At 38.5% G+C, this 15,127-nt stretch carries 15 protein-coding genes; 12 read left to right on the forward strand and 3 right to left on the reverse strand.

Translation table 11 applies throughout. The features are described 5' to 3' along the window. Positions 1-52: 52 nt before the first annotated feature. The 4 genes from VB715_RS03340 to VB715_RS03355 all read left to right on the forward strand — a co-directional run bounded on the left by VB715_RS03340 (position 53) and on the right by VB715_RS03355 (position 1,434). Positions 53-214 (forward strand): hypothetical protein, encoded by a 162-nt coding sequence (locus tag VB715_RS03340; RefSeq protein WP_323299785.1) that lies wholly within the window; start codon positions 53-55, stop codon positions 212-214. A 140-nt stretch (positions 215-354) separates the two neighbouring features. Beyond that, on the forward strand, positions 355-693 hold the full coding sequence (locus tag VB715_RS03345) for a helix-turn-helix transcriptional regulator (protein ID WP_323299786.1): 339 nt from the start codon (positions 355-357) through the stop codon (positions 691-693). Positions 694-696: 3 nt separating this feature from the next. After that, positions 697-1,230: an RES domain-containing protein gene (locus VB715_RS03350; protein WP_323299787.1), complete on the forward strand. Its 534-nt coding sequence runs from the start codon at positions 697-699 to the stop codon at positions 1,228-1,230. Between the two features lie 21 nt (positions 1,231-1,251). After that, positions 1,252-1,434 carry a hypothetical protein gene (locus VB715_RS03355; RefSeq protein WP_323299788.1) on the forward strand — a complete coding sequence of 61 codons (183 nt, stop codon included), beginning with the start codon at positions 1,252-1,254 and terminating at the stop codon, positions 1,432-1,434. A 20-nt stretch (positions 1,435-1,454) separates the two neighbouring features. Here the strand turns inward: VB715_RS03355 and VB715_RS03360 are convergent, their stop codons facing one another. Both VB715_RS03360 and VB715_RS03365 read right to left on the reverse strand, forming a co-directional pair. Further along, complete coding sequence (locus VB715_RS03360; protein ID WP_323299789.1) at positions 1,455-2,177, reverse strand: phytochelatin synthase family protein; 723 nt, start codon at positions 2,175-2,177, stop codon at positions 1,455-1,457. A gap of 166 nt (positions 2,178-2,343) precedes the next feature. Beyond that, positions 2,344-3,474, reverse strand: a complete 1,131-nt coding sequence (locus tag VB715_RS03365) for a succinylglutamate desuccinylase/aspartoacylase family protein (protein ID WP_323299790.1) — start codon at positions 3,472-3,474, stop codon at positions 2,344-2,346. Between the two features lie 133 nt (positions 3,475-3,607). On the opposite strand from VB715_RS03365, the gene VB715_RS03370 reads away from it, so the two are divergent. The 6 genes from VB715_RS03370 to VB715_RS03395 all read left to right on the forward strand — a co-directional run bounded on the left by VB715_RS03370 (position 3,608) and on the right by VB715_RS03395 (position 11,731). Then, positions 3,608-4,036, forward strand: a complete 429-nt coding sequence (locus tag VB715_RS03370) for a peptidylprolyl isomerase (protein ID WP_323299791.1) — start codon at positions 3,608-3,610, stop codon at positions 4,034-4,036. A 63-nt stretch (positions 4,037-4,099) separates the two neighbouring features. After that, positions 4,100-7,330, forward strand: a complete 3,231-nt coding sequence (locus VB715_RS03375; RefSeq protein ID WP_323299792.1) for a PAS domain S-box protein — start codon at positions 4,100-4,102, stop codon at positions 7,328-7,330. A 15-nt stretch (positions 7,331-7,345) separates the two neighbouring features. Next, positions 7,346-8,479: a hybrid sensor histidine kinase/response regulator gene (locus VB715_RS03380; protein ID WP_323299793.1), complete on the forward strand. Its 1,134-nt coding sequence runs from the start codon at positions 7,346-7,348 to the stop codon at positions 8,477-8,479. 98 nt (positions 8,480-8,577) lie between these two features. After that, positions 8,578-9,762 (forward strand): NAD(P)H-quinone oxidoreductase subunit H, encoded by a 1,185-nt coding sequence (locus VB715_RS03385; RefSeq protein WP_323299794.1) that lies wholly within the window; start codon positions 8,578-8,580, stop codon positions 9,760-9,762. Positions 9,763-9,831: 69 nt separating this feature from the next. Further along, a complete protein-coding gene (locus VB715_RS03390) occupies positions 9,832-10,788 on the forward strand; it encodes a PhoH family protein (protein WP_323299795.1) in 957 nt (318 codons plus the stop codon). A gap of 94 nt (positions 10,789-10,882) precedes the next feature. Beyond that, on the forward strand, positions 10,883-11,731 hold the full coding sequence (locus tag VB715_RS03395) for a sulfotransferase domain-containing protein (protein WP_323299796.1): 849 nt from the start codon (positions 10,883-10,885) through the stop codon (positions 11,729-11,731). A 10-nt stretch (positions 11,732-11,741) separates the two neighbouring features. On the opposite strand, the gene fni is transcribed toward VB715_RS03395, so the two are convergent. After that, positions 11,742-12,773: a type 2 isopentenyl-diphosphate Delta-isomerase gene (gene fni / locus VB715_RS03400; protein ID WP_323299797.1), complete on the reverse strand. Its 1,032-nt coding sequence runs from the start codon at positions 12,771-12,773 to the stop codon at positions 11,742-11,744. A gap of 86 nt (positions 12,774-12,859) precedes the next feature. Here fni and VB715_RS03405 point away from each other — a divergent pair, with 86 nt between their 5' ends. Both VB715_RS03405 and VB715_RS03410 read left to right on the forward strand, forming a co-directional pair. Then, entirely contained in the window at positions 12,860-13,288 is a 429-nt protein-coding gene (locus VB715_RS03405; RefSeq protein ID WP_323299798.1) for a universal stress protein, read from the forward strand. 120 nt (positions 13,289-13,408) lie between these two features. After that, positions 13,409-15,115: a potassium channel family protein gene (locus VB715_RS03410; RefSeq protein ID WP_323299799.1), complete on the forward strand. Its 1,707-nt coding sequence runs from the start codon at positions 13,409-13,411 to the stop codon at positions 15,113-15,115. Positions 15,116-15,127: the final 12 nt, after the last annotated feature.

Here is a 15,127-nt window from a genome sequence, read left to right on the forward strand (position 1 = left end):
ATGTTATGTTGAGAATAGGGTTAGCATAAAAAATAAAAAGGGGATGTCCACCATGAACAAAAATAGTCAAGAAACTTTGACCGAAGCGATTCAAGCCCATCGTGAAAGCCTACGCAAAAGCTTACAACATCGTCTAGAAGTCGCCAGAGCGTCTAATAATGAAAAATTGCTCCGTCAACTAGAAGCGGAAGCCGCTTATTTACACATTCAATAGGCCTAAAGCTTAATAATTTTTTTCGATTATCTTTAGGGGTCAACGGCCGTTGACCCCTACTTTCATCCCAAGATGTCTGGACAAATGTCTAGATTTTTTTTAGTATAGAAAGTGTAAGCTAAAAAGACAATCAACCGCTCATGTTGACAACAAAAGTCCTAAATCCCTTGATGATTAGGCAACAACTTCACCTCTCTCAAGAACGAATGGGGCATTTACTGCGTGTTAGTGCAAAAACCCTGTGGCGATGGGAGAATAAAAATTCAACCCTTAACCGCGATATACAACAAAGACTCTCTAAGCTGAAACAAATTGCGGAACTTGCTGAGAAAATTTATACTCCTGAAGGCGTTGAAACGTTTTTATCAATACCGATAGCAGAATTTGATTCCTTAAGTGCTTATGAACTAATGACCTTGGGAAAATACGACCAGGTGTTAGGAGCGTTAGCGGCAGACTATGAAGGACTTGGTTATTAAACCATGCTGCAAGATTGGATTGTACCTTGGTCTGGACAAGGGTTTCGTCATCTTCCTGATGGTAATTACAATGTTTATGATTTCCAGTATGCAGGATTAGCGACAAATAACCGTTGGAATGTTCAGGGAGAAGCTACCTTATATCTTGCAGGGAGTCTTGATGTGGTAGTGGGAGAGTGGTCGCGCCATTTTCAGTTTGACCGACCTCAACAGTTATCTACCAAAACCAAGCGGCGTAAGGTTTATGGGTTTGAGGTGAGACTAAATCAGACTTTAAACCTCTGTCAAGCAGAAATTTGGCAGGAATTATCCCTTGCAAATGCGCCCCATTGTTTTCTTGATAAAAAAATTGCCAGAGCAACTGCCCAGTTTATTCGGCAAACCACCGATGTTGAGGCAATTTTTGTCCCGTCAATGGCGTTTTTAGACCAGTTAGATAAGTGGGTATTGGTGCTTTTTTTGGAAAAATTGCCTTATGAGTCCCAGACATTCCTTCCCGTTGTACAAGATTTTGGGTTCTTGAATATTAATAATTAATCGCTAATTTTACTGATTAACATGAATAATTCACCTAATTGGTTTATCACTAAAACAGAAACAGGTCATTGTCAAATTATCACCCTTGAAGGTGAAGAATTGCCGAAAACAGAGCAATATTGGGGGCCATTTCCCTCCCAAGAAGAAGCGATCGCTCGTCGAGTAGGTTTAATTCGTTCTGGTAAATGTCAACCCTTTACTTAATAGACAAATTGAATATTGATTTATTGAGAACTAACTAACACAAATCCTCTAGTTTTATTGGATGCAGAATCTATAGTATTAATGGCTTTCCATAAGTCTTCCGCTTTTACCCAAACCGGGGGATATTTATAACGGGAAACATCTAAAATCAGAAAGCGATCGCTTTCTTTATGGTAAGCAGCAATGGGGGAAATATGACCTCCTTTTTCTTGGCCAATGGTATGACGTAAATAGTTAATTAAAACAAAATTATTGGGTTGTTTTAAATTATCAATAATACGTTGACGAAATTCTTGTAAACTCACGTCACTGCCATAATATACATTAACATTAATAGGATAACTAGCTAATAGTTCTCCTAATTGTTGTAAGGTCATTCCCCCCTGTGCTACCATTTCTGATGTCATTACTGCTTGAGTTTTAGAGTTATCAAATAGGTTTTGTTGAGTAAACCGATGATATGTCCTCCATTCAGGGGCTTTTGGGGCAGGAATAGACAAAGCATTGAGTACCATTACTATACTTGCTACTCCACAATAAGCAAGGTTTTCTTGGGTTTCAAATTGAAGACTTAAGGGAATATAATCTTGACGGGCGTTACTTTCAATTAGAAAGGTTTCTCCTGGGGTTGAATTAAAATTAATCAGGTTAGAATTTAAGGGTAATGTTTGAGCAATAACCTGACGGGGAATTAAACAAAGTCCCATCAGAGAAATTCGTGAAATTAAGGAAATAATTTTCATGTTTTTTTTGTTTTAATTTTAAAGATATGCTTTCAAGACTTAGGTAAAGCCTCTATAAATTGCATTTTTTGTTCGGTAAATTCATGAATTGCCCCCACAGATAGATTTTGCGTGCAAGTTCCGCCCTTGATTTTATCATGTTTGGATGCCTTGCCTTTATAATTATCTATTCAAGACTAAGCAGGGCTAAAATATATTCTCCTTGGTTGACAGAATAGCTGGTAGAAACATCAAAAATAAAGCCATCATTTTCTGCATAAATATCAATGATTTCTGGTAATTTACCTTGTTTGTTAAAGCTAATTATTTGATATAATTTATCTCCTGCTTTGACGGTATGTTTGAGAGACATTCTATTTTGAACCATGCCACCAGTCGGGGCATAGTAACTTTTTATCTGCTGCCGAGATACTAACTTTATCTCTGTGATTTGGGGTGAATAATTAGGAAGTTTGAGAACATTTTTTTTCACTAAATAATTTTTTATTCCCGATACCCCAACCGCCACAGATTGAGGATTCATTTGCATTCCTGAACCTAACTCAAGTGTCCAAGATTCCCTGTCAACATTGATGTCTCTGCCCAATTCTTTAAACTTCTTTTCTAAAGCTAACCAGGGTTTCATAAAGGATTCATCAAAGGCATCACCATCATAAGTGTTCATTGAAATTCCATAATCAATATTAAAATATTTGGCACTCTCTTCTTGTTTTCCTGGAAAACAAAAGAGATAATCAATGCCTTGATTACTCGAACTATGAAGATCAATAACATAATTAGCATCAATCGAAAGAGATTGTAATTGATAGCGATATTGTTCATATAAAGGTGCGCTACTGGAACCTTGGATTTTATCTAATTGTTTGGTAAATGCCTTTTTTTGCTGCTTCAAGAAACTTTCTTGAATGCTGAGAGAATCGAGTTTAAAATGGGCTTTAACAAACCCCTCTAAATCTTGACAATTTTTTTCATAATCCCAAAAAATTCGATTCCAATCTTTGCCATCATAGCTGTTATATCTTCCTGTGGCAAAAAAATGATTCCTTTGATTTGTTCCTATGGGATTACAAATCGGGACAAGCCAAACTTCGCCATCAAGTTGTTCAGGTTTTAATCCCGAAAAAAAATCAATTAATTGAGCAATAACCGCATTACCAACAATTTCTGAGCCATGTAAATTGGATTGAATATAAACTTTTTTATCACTTTTTTTGCCAATAAACTGATATACTTGAAGGGAAAGTTGATCCCCCGAAGCAAGCTTAAGTAAATCAAATGTTTGGATTTTTGGTTTCATTGTATTGCTCATTTGTCATTGATTATTGATAATTGCTTAAGAGTGTGATACCTAGCAAGTTGACAAAACTGATAGAAAAAACTACCTTAAAAAAGTCCCATCACAGACACATTAATTTAGCAGGTTTAGTAAAATGGTACAAGCCAAACTCGGCGATACAGTCAAGGTAAACTATACGGGTAAGTTGGAAGACGGGACAGTGTTTGATTCTTCGGTTGATCGTGATCCCTTAGAATTCGCTGTGGGAGAAGGCCAGGTGATTGCTGGTTTTGAGGAAGCAGTGGTGGGAATGAATCTAGGAGATGCCAAAACTGTGACCATACCCTCTGATCAAGCTTATGGCCCTTATCATGAAGAATTAGTGATGATTGTTGAAGAACAACAAATGCCACCAGAATTAGTTATAGAAGTCGGCCAGCAATTACAAATGCGTCATCCCAGTGGTCAAGTGATTCCTGTGGTGATTACCAATGTTTCTGATGCTCAAGTCACTTTGGATGCAAATCATCCCTTAGCGGGAGAGGATTTAACCTTTGAAATTGAATTGGTCGAAATTCAATAAATTAAGTCAACAATTATAGGGCGGTAATCTTGATTATCGCTTCTTTGTCGGTTTTCCAGTATTATGAAAAGTCCCCAAAAATCTCCAACCCCAGAACAAATTATTCAGCAACTAAAAGCTGAGATTGATCATTTAAAGGCGGCGAAACAAGAAGCGTTGAAAAGTCAAGAAGATCTGCGAGAAAGTGAAGAACGTTGGCAATTAGTTTTAAAGGGAACGAATGAGGGAATTTGGGACTGGAACTTGAAAAATGATGAGATGTTTTTTTCTGCTCGTTGGAAAGAAATGTTAGGCTATGAAGATGAAGAATTGCCGAATCATATTGATACTTGGAAACAATTAATTCATCCACAAGATACAGAAAAAGTATTGAAAATTGTCCAAGAATATTTAGATAAAAAAACCGATCATTACCGTGCTGAATTTCGCTTAAGATGTCAAGATGGTAGTTATAAATGGATTCTTTCTAGGGGACAAGCTTTATGGGATAAGGGTGGAAAACCAATCAGGATGGCCGGTGCCCATAGTGATATTAGCGATCGCAAAAAAGAACAAATTTTATTAACCTCATTAATTGATTGTATCCCTGATTTAGTCTTTTGTAAAGATGTTAAAGGGATGTATAAAATGTGTAATCATGCCTTTGAGAATTTTGTGGGATTAGATAGATCAGAAATCCTGGGTAAGACAGATTTTGAACTTTTTCTCCCAGAAGAAGCACTATTTTTTCGGCAACAAGATCGCCTCATGATGCAGCAAAAACAGTCTCGACGCAATGAAGAATGGCTTACCTATCCTGATGGTAGTCGTCGCTTAGTTGATACGTTAAAAACCCCGTTTTGTTGTGCTGAGGGTGAATTAATGGGAACCATTGGTATTAGTCGAGATATTACTGATCGCAAACACAAAGAAGAAGCGATCAAAAAACAAGCAGAACGAGATGCTTTACTTAGTAATATTGCTCGACAATTAATCGACCAAGATCTGAATGTTGCCATTAATTTTATCTTAGAAGCACTAGGGAAATTTACCAACTGCGATCGCAGTTATGTGATCCATTATTTTCCTGAAGAAAAAGCTTGGAGTATGCGCCATGAATGGTCTAGTGAATATACCTCATCAACTATTAGTGATTCTCAAAATATTCCCTTAGAAGTCTTTCCTTGGTTTTCTGAACAATTAATTAATGGCAAAGCAATTTGTATTAATCATGTTGACGATCTTCCCTTGGAAGCTATCGCAGAAAAAGATGCCTTTAAAAACAGTTTAAGCCCTACCTTAGTTGTGGTTCCCATGATGGCAGGTGGCAATATTTTGGGGTATTTAGGATTAGATGGAAAAGCATCAAAACGATGGACAAATAAAGAGGTAAACCTCTTAAAGTTAGTGGGAGAATTAATGGCAATTGCTGAAGCAAGAGCCAATGCAGAAGAAGCACAAAAAGACTCACAGGCAAGATTTGCTGGTATTTTAGATAATGCGAATGAAGCAATTATTTCCATAGACGAGAACCAAAATATTACCCTGTTTAATCATGCAGCAGAAAAAACCTTTGGTTACACAGCAGAGGAAGTGTTAGGGCAACCTTTTAATCTGTTAATTCCTACCCGTTTTACTGACTATCATCAGCAGCATATAAAAACATTTCGAGAAACCCCAGAAACCGCGAGACAAATGGGGGGCCGTCGTCCCGTTTTTGGGCAACGCAAAGATGAAACAGAATTTTTAGCAGAAGTGTCTATCTCTAAAATTAAACTGCGAGGCCGAACTATTTTTACGGCCATTGTTCGGGATATTACGGAACGAAAACAAGCAGAAGAAGCCCTCAAACAAGCAAAAGAAACTGCTGATGCCGCTAACCGAGCTAAAAGTGAATTTTTGGCCAGTATGAGTCATGAATTACGTACTCCCTTAAATGCCATTTTAGGGTTTACACAAGTGATGCAACGAGATCGTTCTTTAAATGAGGAACAACAGCAAAATTTAGGGATTATTGGTCGTAGTGGAGAACATTTATTAGAGTTGATTAATGATATTCTAGAGATGACGAAAATTGAAGCAGGGAGAACGACATTTAATCAAGTTAATTTTGATCTTTATCGTCTTCTCGATAACTTAGAATCAATGCTACACCTCAAAGCAGAAGAAAAGCAATTACAATTAATCTTTGAAAAAGTCCAAGATGTTCCCCAATATATTCAAACCGATGAAGGAAAATTACGTCAAGTATTAATTAATTTGTTAGGTAATGCCATTAAATTTACTCAAGAAGGGGGTGTTATTTTACGAGTTAAAGGAGAACGCCAAAAACGGAAAACCAAGTCCATTATTTTAACCTTTGAAGTAGAAGATACTGGCCCTGGTATTGCCCCTGAAGAAGTGGATCAATTATTTGAAGCCTTTGGACAAACAGAAACAGGTCGAAATTCCCAAGAAGGGACGGGGTTAGGGTTGCCCATTAGTCGAAAATTTGTCCAATTAATGGGGGGAGAAATTACCGTCAGCAGTGTGTTAGGTAGAGGTAGTTTATTTACTTTTAGTATTAAAGTTGACATCGTTACTGCTAATAAAATTAAAGTTCATAAACCCACCCGTCGCGTCATTGGTTTGGCCCCCGAACAACCCCAATATCGAATTTTAGTCGTGGATGATCGCCTAGAAAGTCGTATCCTGTTAGTCAAATTATTGTCTTCCCTGGGGTTTAATGTTCGTCAAGCAAGCAACGGACAACAAGCGTTAGATACTTGGGAAGCCTGGGAACCCCATTTAATTTGGATGGATATGAGAATGCCCGTTATTGATGGTTATAAAGCCACTCAACGCATTAAAGCGACGATGAAAGGACAAGCAACCGTAATTATTGCGTTAACAGCTAGTGCCTTTGAAGAAGAACGAAATTTGGTATTATCGGCAGGATGTGATGATTTTATGCGAAAACCTTTCAGAGAGGAGGTACTTTGGGGAAAAATTGCCCAACATCTCGGTGTGCGTTATCTTTATGAAGACGTAGAGGAGGTTAAAGGTTCTCATAATAAGTTCAAAAATACTACTGAAGAAGAGTCGAGTCTTCTGCAGTCCCATCTCAGAAAAATGCCGAGAGACTGGATTAAAGATCTCCATCAAGCGGCTTTAGAATGTAGTGATGATGGCATACTAGAATTAATTAAGCAAATTCCCCCTGAAAGTGAACCCTTAGCGATCGCCCTGCAAGATTGGGCCCAAAATTTCTTTTTTGAACCTGTTGTTGAATTAACCCAAGTTGAACAGCAAAAAGTAATAAATAATAAGCAATAGCTTCCTTGTCTTTTTATGACCACTGATCGCGGTAATATTTTAGTTGTTGATGATACCCCTGATAATTTACGCTTACTCTCAGTAATGTTATCAGAACAGGGTTATAAAGTTCGTAAAGCCCTCAATGGACAAACTGCCTTAAAAACCATTTATCAAGTTCCCCCCGACTTGATTTTATTAGATATTAATATGCCCTCAATGAATGGCTATGAAGTCTGTAAAAAACTCAAAAAAGAGGCAGGAATTCGAGATATTCCTGTGATTTTCATTAGTGCCTTAGATGATGTTTTAGATAAGGTTAAAGCCTTCGAAGTGGGAGGAGTTGATTATATTACTAAGCCTTTTCAAGCGGAAGAAGTCATTGCCCGCATTGAAAATCAATTAATCATACAACGACAAAAAAAACAACTAAAACAGGAAATTGAAGAACGTCAAAAAACAGAACAAACTCTCAGGGTTTATCTTCATGCTGTTTCCCATGATTTACGAAATCCCGTGTTAGGATTATCGATGGTATTACAAAATTTACTTAAGAAAAATCAAGAAAAAAAAGAGGGAAAAATAGAAGTTTCTTGGCAAATTTTAGAACAAATGTCCCAAAGTTGTGATCGCCAACTTAATTTGATTAATTCTTTAGTAGAAACCCAACAATTTGAAATGGGGGGAATTTCCCTTAATTGTCGTCCTTTAAATTTACTTACCTTTAGTCAGCAATTAGCGGCTGAATGGGAACCGATTTTAAAAGAAAAACAAGCAAAATTACAGACCATAATTCCCGCAGATTTACCCTTAATTAGTGGCGATAGTGATCGCCTGTGGCGTGTCTTTGAAAACCTCTTAGCCAATGCCTTAAAACATAATGATACGGGCATCAAATTAACCCTAAAAGCGGAGATAATAGAAACCAATAAATCTCACTTTATCCGTTGTATTTTAGAAGACGATGGGGTCGGAATTACCCCAGAACAAGCAGCTAACTTATTTGAACGCTATCAACGAGGAAATGAGGCAAAAAAGACATTAGGATTAGGGTTAGGGTTGTACCTTTGTCGTCAAATTATTGAAGCTCATGGAGGAGAAATTGGGGTGATTACTCAGAAAAATCAGGGGGCTAAGTTTTGGTTGACGTTGCCAATTTTGGAAAATTAAATTATTTTAGTGGCCCACCCTTGGGACAATATACCTATAATGATCAAGAGGATCGCCCTCATATTCTAAGATCAAGATGACGGTTAACTGACAACCCTATGTCAAAAATTGAAACTAGAACCGAACCCATGGTACTTAACATGGGGCCCCATCATCCCTCCATGCACGGAGTATTACGTCTCATCGTCACCTTAGACGGAGAAGACGTGGTAGACTGTGAACCCGTTATTGGGTATCTTCATCGGGGGATGGAGAAAATTGCCGAAAATCGGACTAACGTGATGTACGTTCCCTATGTTAGCCGCTGGGACTATGCGGCGGGAATGTTTAATGAAGCGATCACCGTTAATGCCCCTGAAAAATTAGCGGATATTGAAGTTCCTAAACGGGCCCAATATATTCGGGTCATTATGTTGGAATTAAACCGCATTGCTAACCATTTACTGTGGTTAGGGCCCTTCTTAGCAGATGTGGGCGCACAAACTCCCTTTTTCTACATTTTCCGCGAACGGGAGATGATTTACGATCTCTGGGAAGCGGCCTCTGGAATGCGGTTAATTAATAATAATTATTTCCGTATTGGTGGGGTGGCCGTTGATTTACCCTACGGTTGGATTGATAAGTGTGAGGACTTCTGCGACCATTTTCTGCCGAAAGTGGATGAATATGAGAAGTTAATCACCAATAACCCGATCTTCCGTCGTCGTGTGGAAGGTATCGGAACAATTACCCGCGAAGAAGCGATTAACTGGGGACTCTCTGGCCCCATGTTACGAGGTTCTGGGGTGCAATGGGATTTACGCAAGGTCGATCATTATGAGTGTTATGATGATTTTGACTGGGACGTTCAATGGGAAACTGCAGGAGACTGTTTTGCCCGCTATATCGTCCGTATTCGGGAAATGCGCGAATCCGTGAAAATTCTTCGTCAAGCGTTAAAAGGTATTCCCGGCGGCCCCTATGAAAACCTGGAAGCAAAACGCATGATGGAAGGCAAAAAGTCTCAATGGAATGATTTTGAGTATCAATACATTGCCAAAAAAGTCGCCCCTACCTTTAAAATTCCTGCGGGTGAACATTATGTTCGCTTGGAAAGTGGCAAAGGTGAAATGGGGATCTTTATTGTGGGTAATGATGATGTCTTCCCCTGGCGTTGGAAAATTCGCGCCGCTGACTTCAATAATTTACAAATTCTGCCTCACCTCCTTAAAGGGATGAAGGTTGCTGATGTTATGGCAATTTTGGGCAGCATTGATGTCATTATGGGGTCAGTAGATCGTTAATTTGTTAGGATGTAGGGGCGAACAGCCGTTCGCCCCTACGGATATTTTTAAATAATTGTTTGCTTGTGAATGAGTGAAATCTCTCAAAACCTTGAATTACCGAGTCATGAAAGTGCGATCGCTTTAGCGGGAATAGCTGAAGAAAATCTTAAATTTCTCTCCCGTCATACGGGTGCTAATTTAGTGTTACGGGGTCAAGAATTACGCATTTATGGTCAGGAAAAACAGGTCGAACGGGCGGTTAAAATTGTGCGATCGCTGCAACCTTATTGGCAAGAAGCAAAATCGATTTCTCGTCCTGATTTAATGACGGCTCTTCAAGCATTAGATACGGGACGTATGGAAGAATATCAAGACTTACAAAATTTAACCTTAGCGCGGACTCGTCGCGGCGAATTAATTCGGGCTAAAACCTTTCGCCAAAAACAATATATTAAGGCTATTGAAACCCATGATGTTACTTTTTGTATTGGCCCAGCAGGAACAGGAAAAACCTTTTTAGCTGCGGTTTTAGCAGTGAAAGCTTTATTAAATGATGAATGTGAACGGCTTATTTTAACTCGTCCCGCAGTGGAAGCCGGGGAAAAGTTAGGCTTTTTACCCGGAGATTTACAAGAAAAAGTTAACCCGTTTTTACGGCCTTTATATGATGCGTTATATGAGTTTATTGATCCGCAAAAAATACCGGATTTAATGGAAAGAGGCAAAATAGAAGTGGCTCCTTTAGCTTATATGCGAGGACGGACTTTAACGAATGCGTTTGTCATTGTAGATGAGGCCCAAAATACTACTCCTGCACAGTTAAAAATGGTGTTGACACGGTTAGGGTTTGGCTCAAAAATGGTAGTTACAGGAGATATCACGCAAACCGATTTACCCCGTCATCAAGATTCAGGTTTAGTGGTGGCGAGAAATATCCTGAAATCAGTGGAAGGCATCGCTTTTTGTCAATTTTCTCAAGCAGATGTAGTTCGTCATCCTTTGGTACAAAGAATCGTGGAAGCTTATGAGAAATTTGAGAAGTAACTTGAGATGCTTACCAGCTTAGGGCATTATTATCTTGACAATGAGAGTTAAATATGGTAGGGTATCAAGGTTTATTTGAAAGGGCTGAATTGCGATGAATTCGTTAAGTTATTTTCTTAGTTCCCCGCGATTTATTGTCATTGGAGGACACAAATGTGGAACGAGTTCATTACATAGCTATTTTAAACAACATCCCGATATTTTGATGCCTAAAATCAAAGGACAGGATCTCTTAAATAAAGGTGATTTAGATATCGCAGATTATCAAAAATCCTATGAAATGATAACTAACCAAAAGATATTTGGAGAAGTTTCTAGTAATTATTTTCAGTCTCATAAAGCTTGTTCAGAGATTAAAAAATATTTTGCTCATATCAAACTCTTAATGATTTTACGCAATCCTGTTGACCGTGCTTTTTCCCATTTTAACATGATTTCTGCTGAGCAAAAACTTAATGTTCAGTTCACAGAAATTGATCAAAATCATGACAAATTTGGTGAGATCATCCGGTTAGGATTTTATTATGATAATTTAAAACAATACATAGATACTTTTGGAAAACATCAGTTAAAAGTATTTTTATTTGATAGTTTTATCAAAAATAAACAACAGTTTTTTGAAGAGGTTTTTCAATTCATTGAAGTCGATGACAAATTCTTACCTAATACCTCAGTCATTCTTCGTAAAGGGGGTGAAGTAAAAAACCGAGGCCTTAAAGAATTTATTTTATCAAATCCTATTTTACATAAAACTGCTTCCCTCCTCACTAAACCGTTTACCACTTCAGAACAAAGATATAACTTCTATAAAAAAATTGATAATGTTTTTATAGAAAAACCATCCCTAACAAATGAGGCTAGAGAGATTTTCATTAATATTTATCGTGAGGATATATTAAAAACTCAAGAACTCTTAGATATTAATTTATCTCATTATCTATAAAATGCTATTGTTAAGGCTCATATTTTTGCAAAACATCACTCTGTTTTAAATCTGATACAGTAGCATTTCCTGTACAAAATAAGGCAGTTTTGATCTCTGTTATTAATAAATTAACCAACTCATCTAACGCATCAGGAGACTCAGACGCAGCTTGTAAAAATCGAAAGGCTAGTCCCCCTAAATCTGCCCCTAAAGCGATCGCTTTGGCCACTTCTAACCCATTGCGAATCCCCCCAGATGCGATCAAAGGAATCTCAGGATATTGTTGACGAATTTGCACCAAACAATCAGCCGTCGGAATACCCCAATCAGCAAAAGTTTGTCCTAATCGCCGTTGTAAGGAATTCTGCGCCCTCTCACTCTCAACTTTTGCCCAAGAAGTTCCCCCTGCCCCCGCTACGTCAATGGCACTCACTCCCGCTTCAATTAGCTTCCTTGCCATTTTCCCAGAAATCCCATTGCCAACCTCTTTGACGATCACCGGAATAGGGAGTTTTGAGCATACTTTATCAATTTTGTCAAGTAATTTTTTAAAATTAGTGTCCCCTTGAGGTTGAATACATTCTTGCAGGGCATTAAGATGAAGGATCAGGGCATCTGCTTGCAACAGTTCAACAACACGGAAACATTCATCCAATCCATAGGTATAATTTAGTTGAACTGCCCCTAAATTCGCAAATAAGAGGATATCAGGAGCAACTGAGCGAACGGCAAAGGTATCTGCCACCTCTGGTTTTTCTACCGCTACCCGTTGGGAACCAACTCCCATCGCTAACCCGTAGGTTTGGGCCACCACAGCGAGACGATAATTAATGGTTTTAGCCAATTGTGTTCCCCCCGTCATCGAAGAAATTAACAAAGGGGCCCCTAAAGGTTTACCGAAGAAAGTAGTAGAAAGATCAATGTCAGTAAAATCCAACTCAGGTAAGCAGCAGTGGGTAAAACGATAACGATCAAACCCATTACCAAGTTGACGAAATTGGACATCTTCTTCCAGACAAATCCGCAAGTGATCGTCTTTGCGCGTCTGGGTGTTACTCATATTATTGATTTGTGATTCAGTTATCACTTATCAGTTATAACACTATTAAAGATAAAAATTAAATCGATAGACAAGGAAATTTAATTATGAGTTTATTTGGTAGCGATCGCTTTTTAGTCCCCATTGATTTTTCCGCAGTTTCCTGGCAAGCTTTGGATGAAACTCTGAATTTTAGTCAAGACCCCAACAAAATCACGGTTATTCATGTTTTAGCTCCTCTATTAGCCGTTGAACCTTCGGTTATTTGGGAAACCTTAGACGATGAAACCCGTAAAAAAAATGTTGAAAATGCTTTCCATGAGCGTTACCCTAAATCTTTGATTGAAAACCTGAAATTTGAAGTCAAAATTGGCGATCCCAGTGCAGAAATTGTAGATTATGCCAAGGAACATAACATTGATTTAATCGTCATTGCTTCCCATGGACGCAGCGGATTACATCGTTTTCTGTTAGGTTCAGTCGCAGAACGAGTCGTTCGTTTTGCAGAATGTCCGGTTTTAGTTTGGCGGCCCTAATCTGGAATTCAATTAATAACTATTAATTTATACTAAAGATTAACTAAAAGTGCTACTTGTTACAGATTTTAGCAGAAGTAATCGATGATACTTAATGGTTAACTTTAAATTAATTGTTAAATGAAACCTAAAATTATTGTCTGTGGACTGGGACGAACTGGCTATAAAATCTTTCGCTTATTAAGACAACAAGGGGCCTCTGTCGTGGGGATTAGCGATCGCTTGATTCCTGGAGAGCATTCTGAGAGTATTATCATTGGAGAGGTGCGCTCGCCAGCAACTTTAGCCAAAGCTGGTATTCATCACGCTCAAACCCTGGTTTTAACAAGTAATGATGATGCGGTTAACCTCGCTATCCTGACCCAAGCCAGAATTATTAATCCTCAAATTCGCATCATTAATCGCCTATTTAATCATACTTTAGGGGAACGATTAGATCAAACCCTTCCTAACCACGTTACCATGAGTGTCGCTGCTTTAGCTGCCCCAATCTTTTCCTTTGCTGCGTTAGGAAGTAAGGCGATCGGTCAATTACAATTGTTTAATCAAACTTGGCCCCTTCAAGAAGTAATTATCGCTGAAAATCATCCTTGGTTGGGGTTAAATTTAGGAGAACTATGGGAAAGTTCTGATCGAATGTTAATTTATTATTTGCCGGCCCAAGGAGAATTAGATTTAATCTCAGCCGTATTACAACAAAAATCCCTACAATTAGGAGATCATTTAATTATTGGCACTAAACCCACCATGCGAGCTAAACGTCGCTTTTGGTGGCAAAAAATTTCCAAAGCGATCGCAAATTTAGGTCGTTATCGTCCCTATCTTACGCCAGTTATTCTCGTCACTCTTTGCCTATTGATGATGATTTTTGCGGCAACGTTAACCTATGTCGCAGTTAATTATAATACGTCTGTTGTGGATGCTTTATACTTTTCTGTGGGCATGATTACGGGGGCCGGAGGACAGGAACAAGTGGCAGAAAAAGCCCCTGCTAGTATTAAAATTTTTACGGCAATTATGATGATTGTTGGAGCAGGAGTCATCGGGGTTTGTTATGCCTTGCTCAATGATTTTATTTTAGGGAGTCGTTTAAAACAATTTTGGGATGTAGCAAGAGTTCCCACCCGACACCATTATATTGTCTGTGGGTTGGGGGGTATTGGTATTCAAATTGTGCGGCTACTTCATAATCAAGGCCATGAAGTCGTTGTCATTGAATCTGACCCTAATAATCGATTTTTACATACGGCCCGTTCTTTGGGGGTTCCTGTCATTGTTGAAGATGCCCGTGTGGCTCAAACCTTAACCACTGCCAATATTGAAAAAGCTGAGGCGGTTTTAGTTGTTACTAGCAATGACATGATTAATGTAGAGGTCGGGTTGACAGCTAAAGCGATCACTCCTAATCTGGCGATTATTTTACGGGCCCAAGATCCTCAATTTGCTCAGTCTGTACAAGAAGTGTTTGAGTTTGAGACGGTTTTATGTCCGGCTGAGTTGGCAACTCCTTCTTTTGCGGCTGCGGCTTTAGGGGGTAAAATTTTAGGCAATGGTATGACGGATGATTTATTATGGGTGGCTTTAGCCACATTAATCACGCCGAAACATTCTTTTTGTGGTAAAACTGTGAAAGAAGCGGCCATGAATGCAGATTTTGTGCCTTTATATTTAGAAAGAACTTCTTTCACCATTCATAGTTGGCAATTGTTAGAAACATCTTTACAACCTGGGGATGTTTTATATTTAACTATGCCGGCCAATGAGTTAGAACAATTATGGCGGGTTCCTACTTCAGAATTTAGATTTAATGAAACTTCGATGATTTGAATATTATCAACT

This window comes from Crocosphaera sp. UHCC 0190 (assembly GCF_034932065.1).
Classification (GTDB): Bacteria; Cyanobacteriota; Cyanobacteriia; order Cyanobacteriales; family Microcystaceae; genus UHCC-0190.

Excerpts from the sequence above, each read along its gene's own strand:
- VB715_RS03340 (WP_323299785.1), top strand. The coding sequence starts at position 53 with ATGAACAAAAATAGTCAAGAAACTTTGACCGAAGCGATTCAAGCCCAT.
- VB715_RS03345 (WP_323299786.1), top strand. The coding sequence starts at position 355 with ATGTTGACAACAAAAGTCCTAAATCCCTTGATGATTAGGCAACAACTT.
- VB715_RS03350 (WP_323299787.1), top strand. The coding sequence starts at position 697 with ATGCTGCAAGATTGGATTGTACCTTGGTCTGGACAAGGGTTTCGTCAT.
- VB715_RS03355 (WP_323299788.1), top strand. The coding sequence starts at position 1,252 with ATGAATAATTCACCTAATTGGTTTATCACTAAAACAGAAACAGGTCAT.
- VB715_RS03360 (WP_323299789.1), bottom strand. The coding sequence starts at position 2,177 with ATGAAAATTATTTCCTTAATTTCACGAATTTCTCTGATGGGACTTTGT.
- VB715_RS03365 (WP_323299790.1), bottom strand. The coding sequence starts at position 3,474 with ATGAAACCAAAAATCCAAACATTTGATTTACTTAAGCTTGCTTCGGGG.
- VB715_RS03370 (WP_323299791.1), top strand. The coding sequence starts at position 3,608 with ATGGTACAAGCCAAACTCGGCGATACAGTCAAGGTAAACTATACGGGT.
- VB715_RS03375 (WP_323299792.1), top strand. The coding sequence starts at position 4,100 with ATGAAAAGTCCCCAAAAATCTCCAACCCCAGAACAAATTATTCAGCAA.
- VB715_RS03380 (WP_323299793.1), top strand. The coding sequence starts at position 7,346 with ATGACCACTGATCGCGGTAATATTTTAGTTGTTGATGATACCCCTGAT.
- VB715_RS03385 (WP_323299794.1), top strand. The coding sequence starts at position 8,578 with ATGTCAAAAATTGAAACTAGAACCGAACCCATGGTACTTAACATGGGG.
- VB715_RS03390 (WP_323299795.1), top strand. The coding sequence starts at position 9,832 with ATGAGTGAAATCTCTCAAAACCTTGAATTACCGAGTCATGAAAGTGCG.
- VB715_RS03395 (WP_323299796.1), top strand. The coding sequence starts at position 10,883 with ATGAATTCGTTAAGTTATTTTCTTAGTTCCCCGCGATTTATTGTCATT.
- fni (WP_323299797.1), bottom strand. The coding sequence starts at position 12,773 with ATGAGTAACACCCAGACGCGCAAAGACGATCACTTGCGGATTTGTCTG.
- VB715_RS03405 (WP_323299798.1), top strand. The coding sequence starts at position 12,860 with ATGAGTTTATTTGGTAGCGATCGCTTTTTAGTCCCCATTGATTTTTCC.
- VB715_RS03410 (WP_323299799.1), top strand. The coding sequence starts at position 13,409 with ATGAAACCTAAAATTATTGTCTGTGGACTGGGACGAACTGGCTATAAA.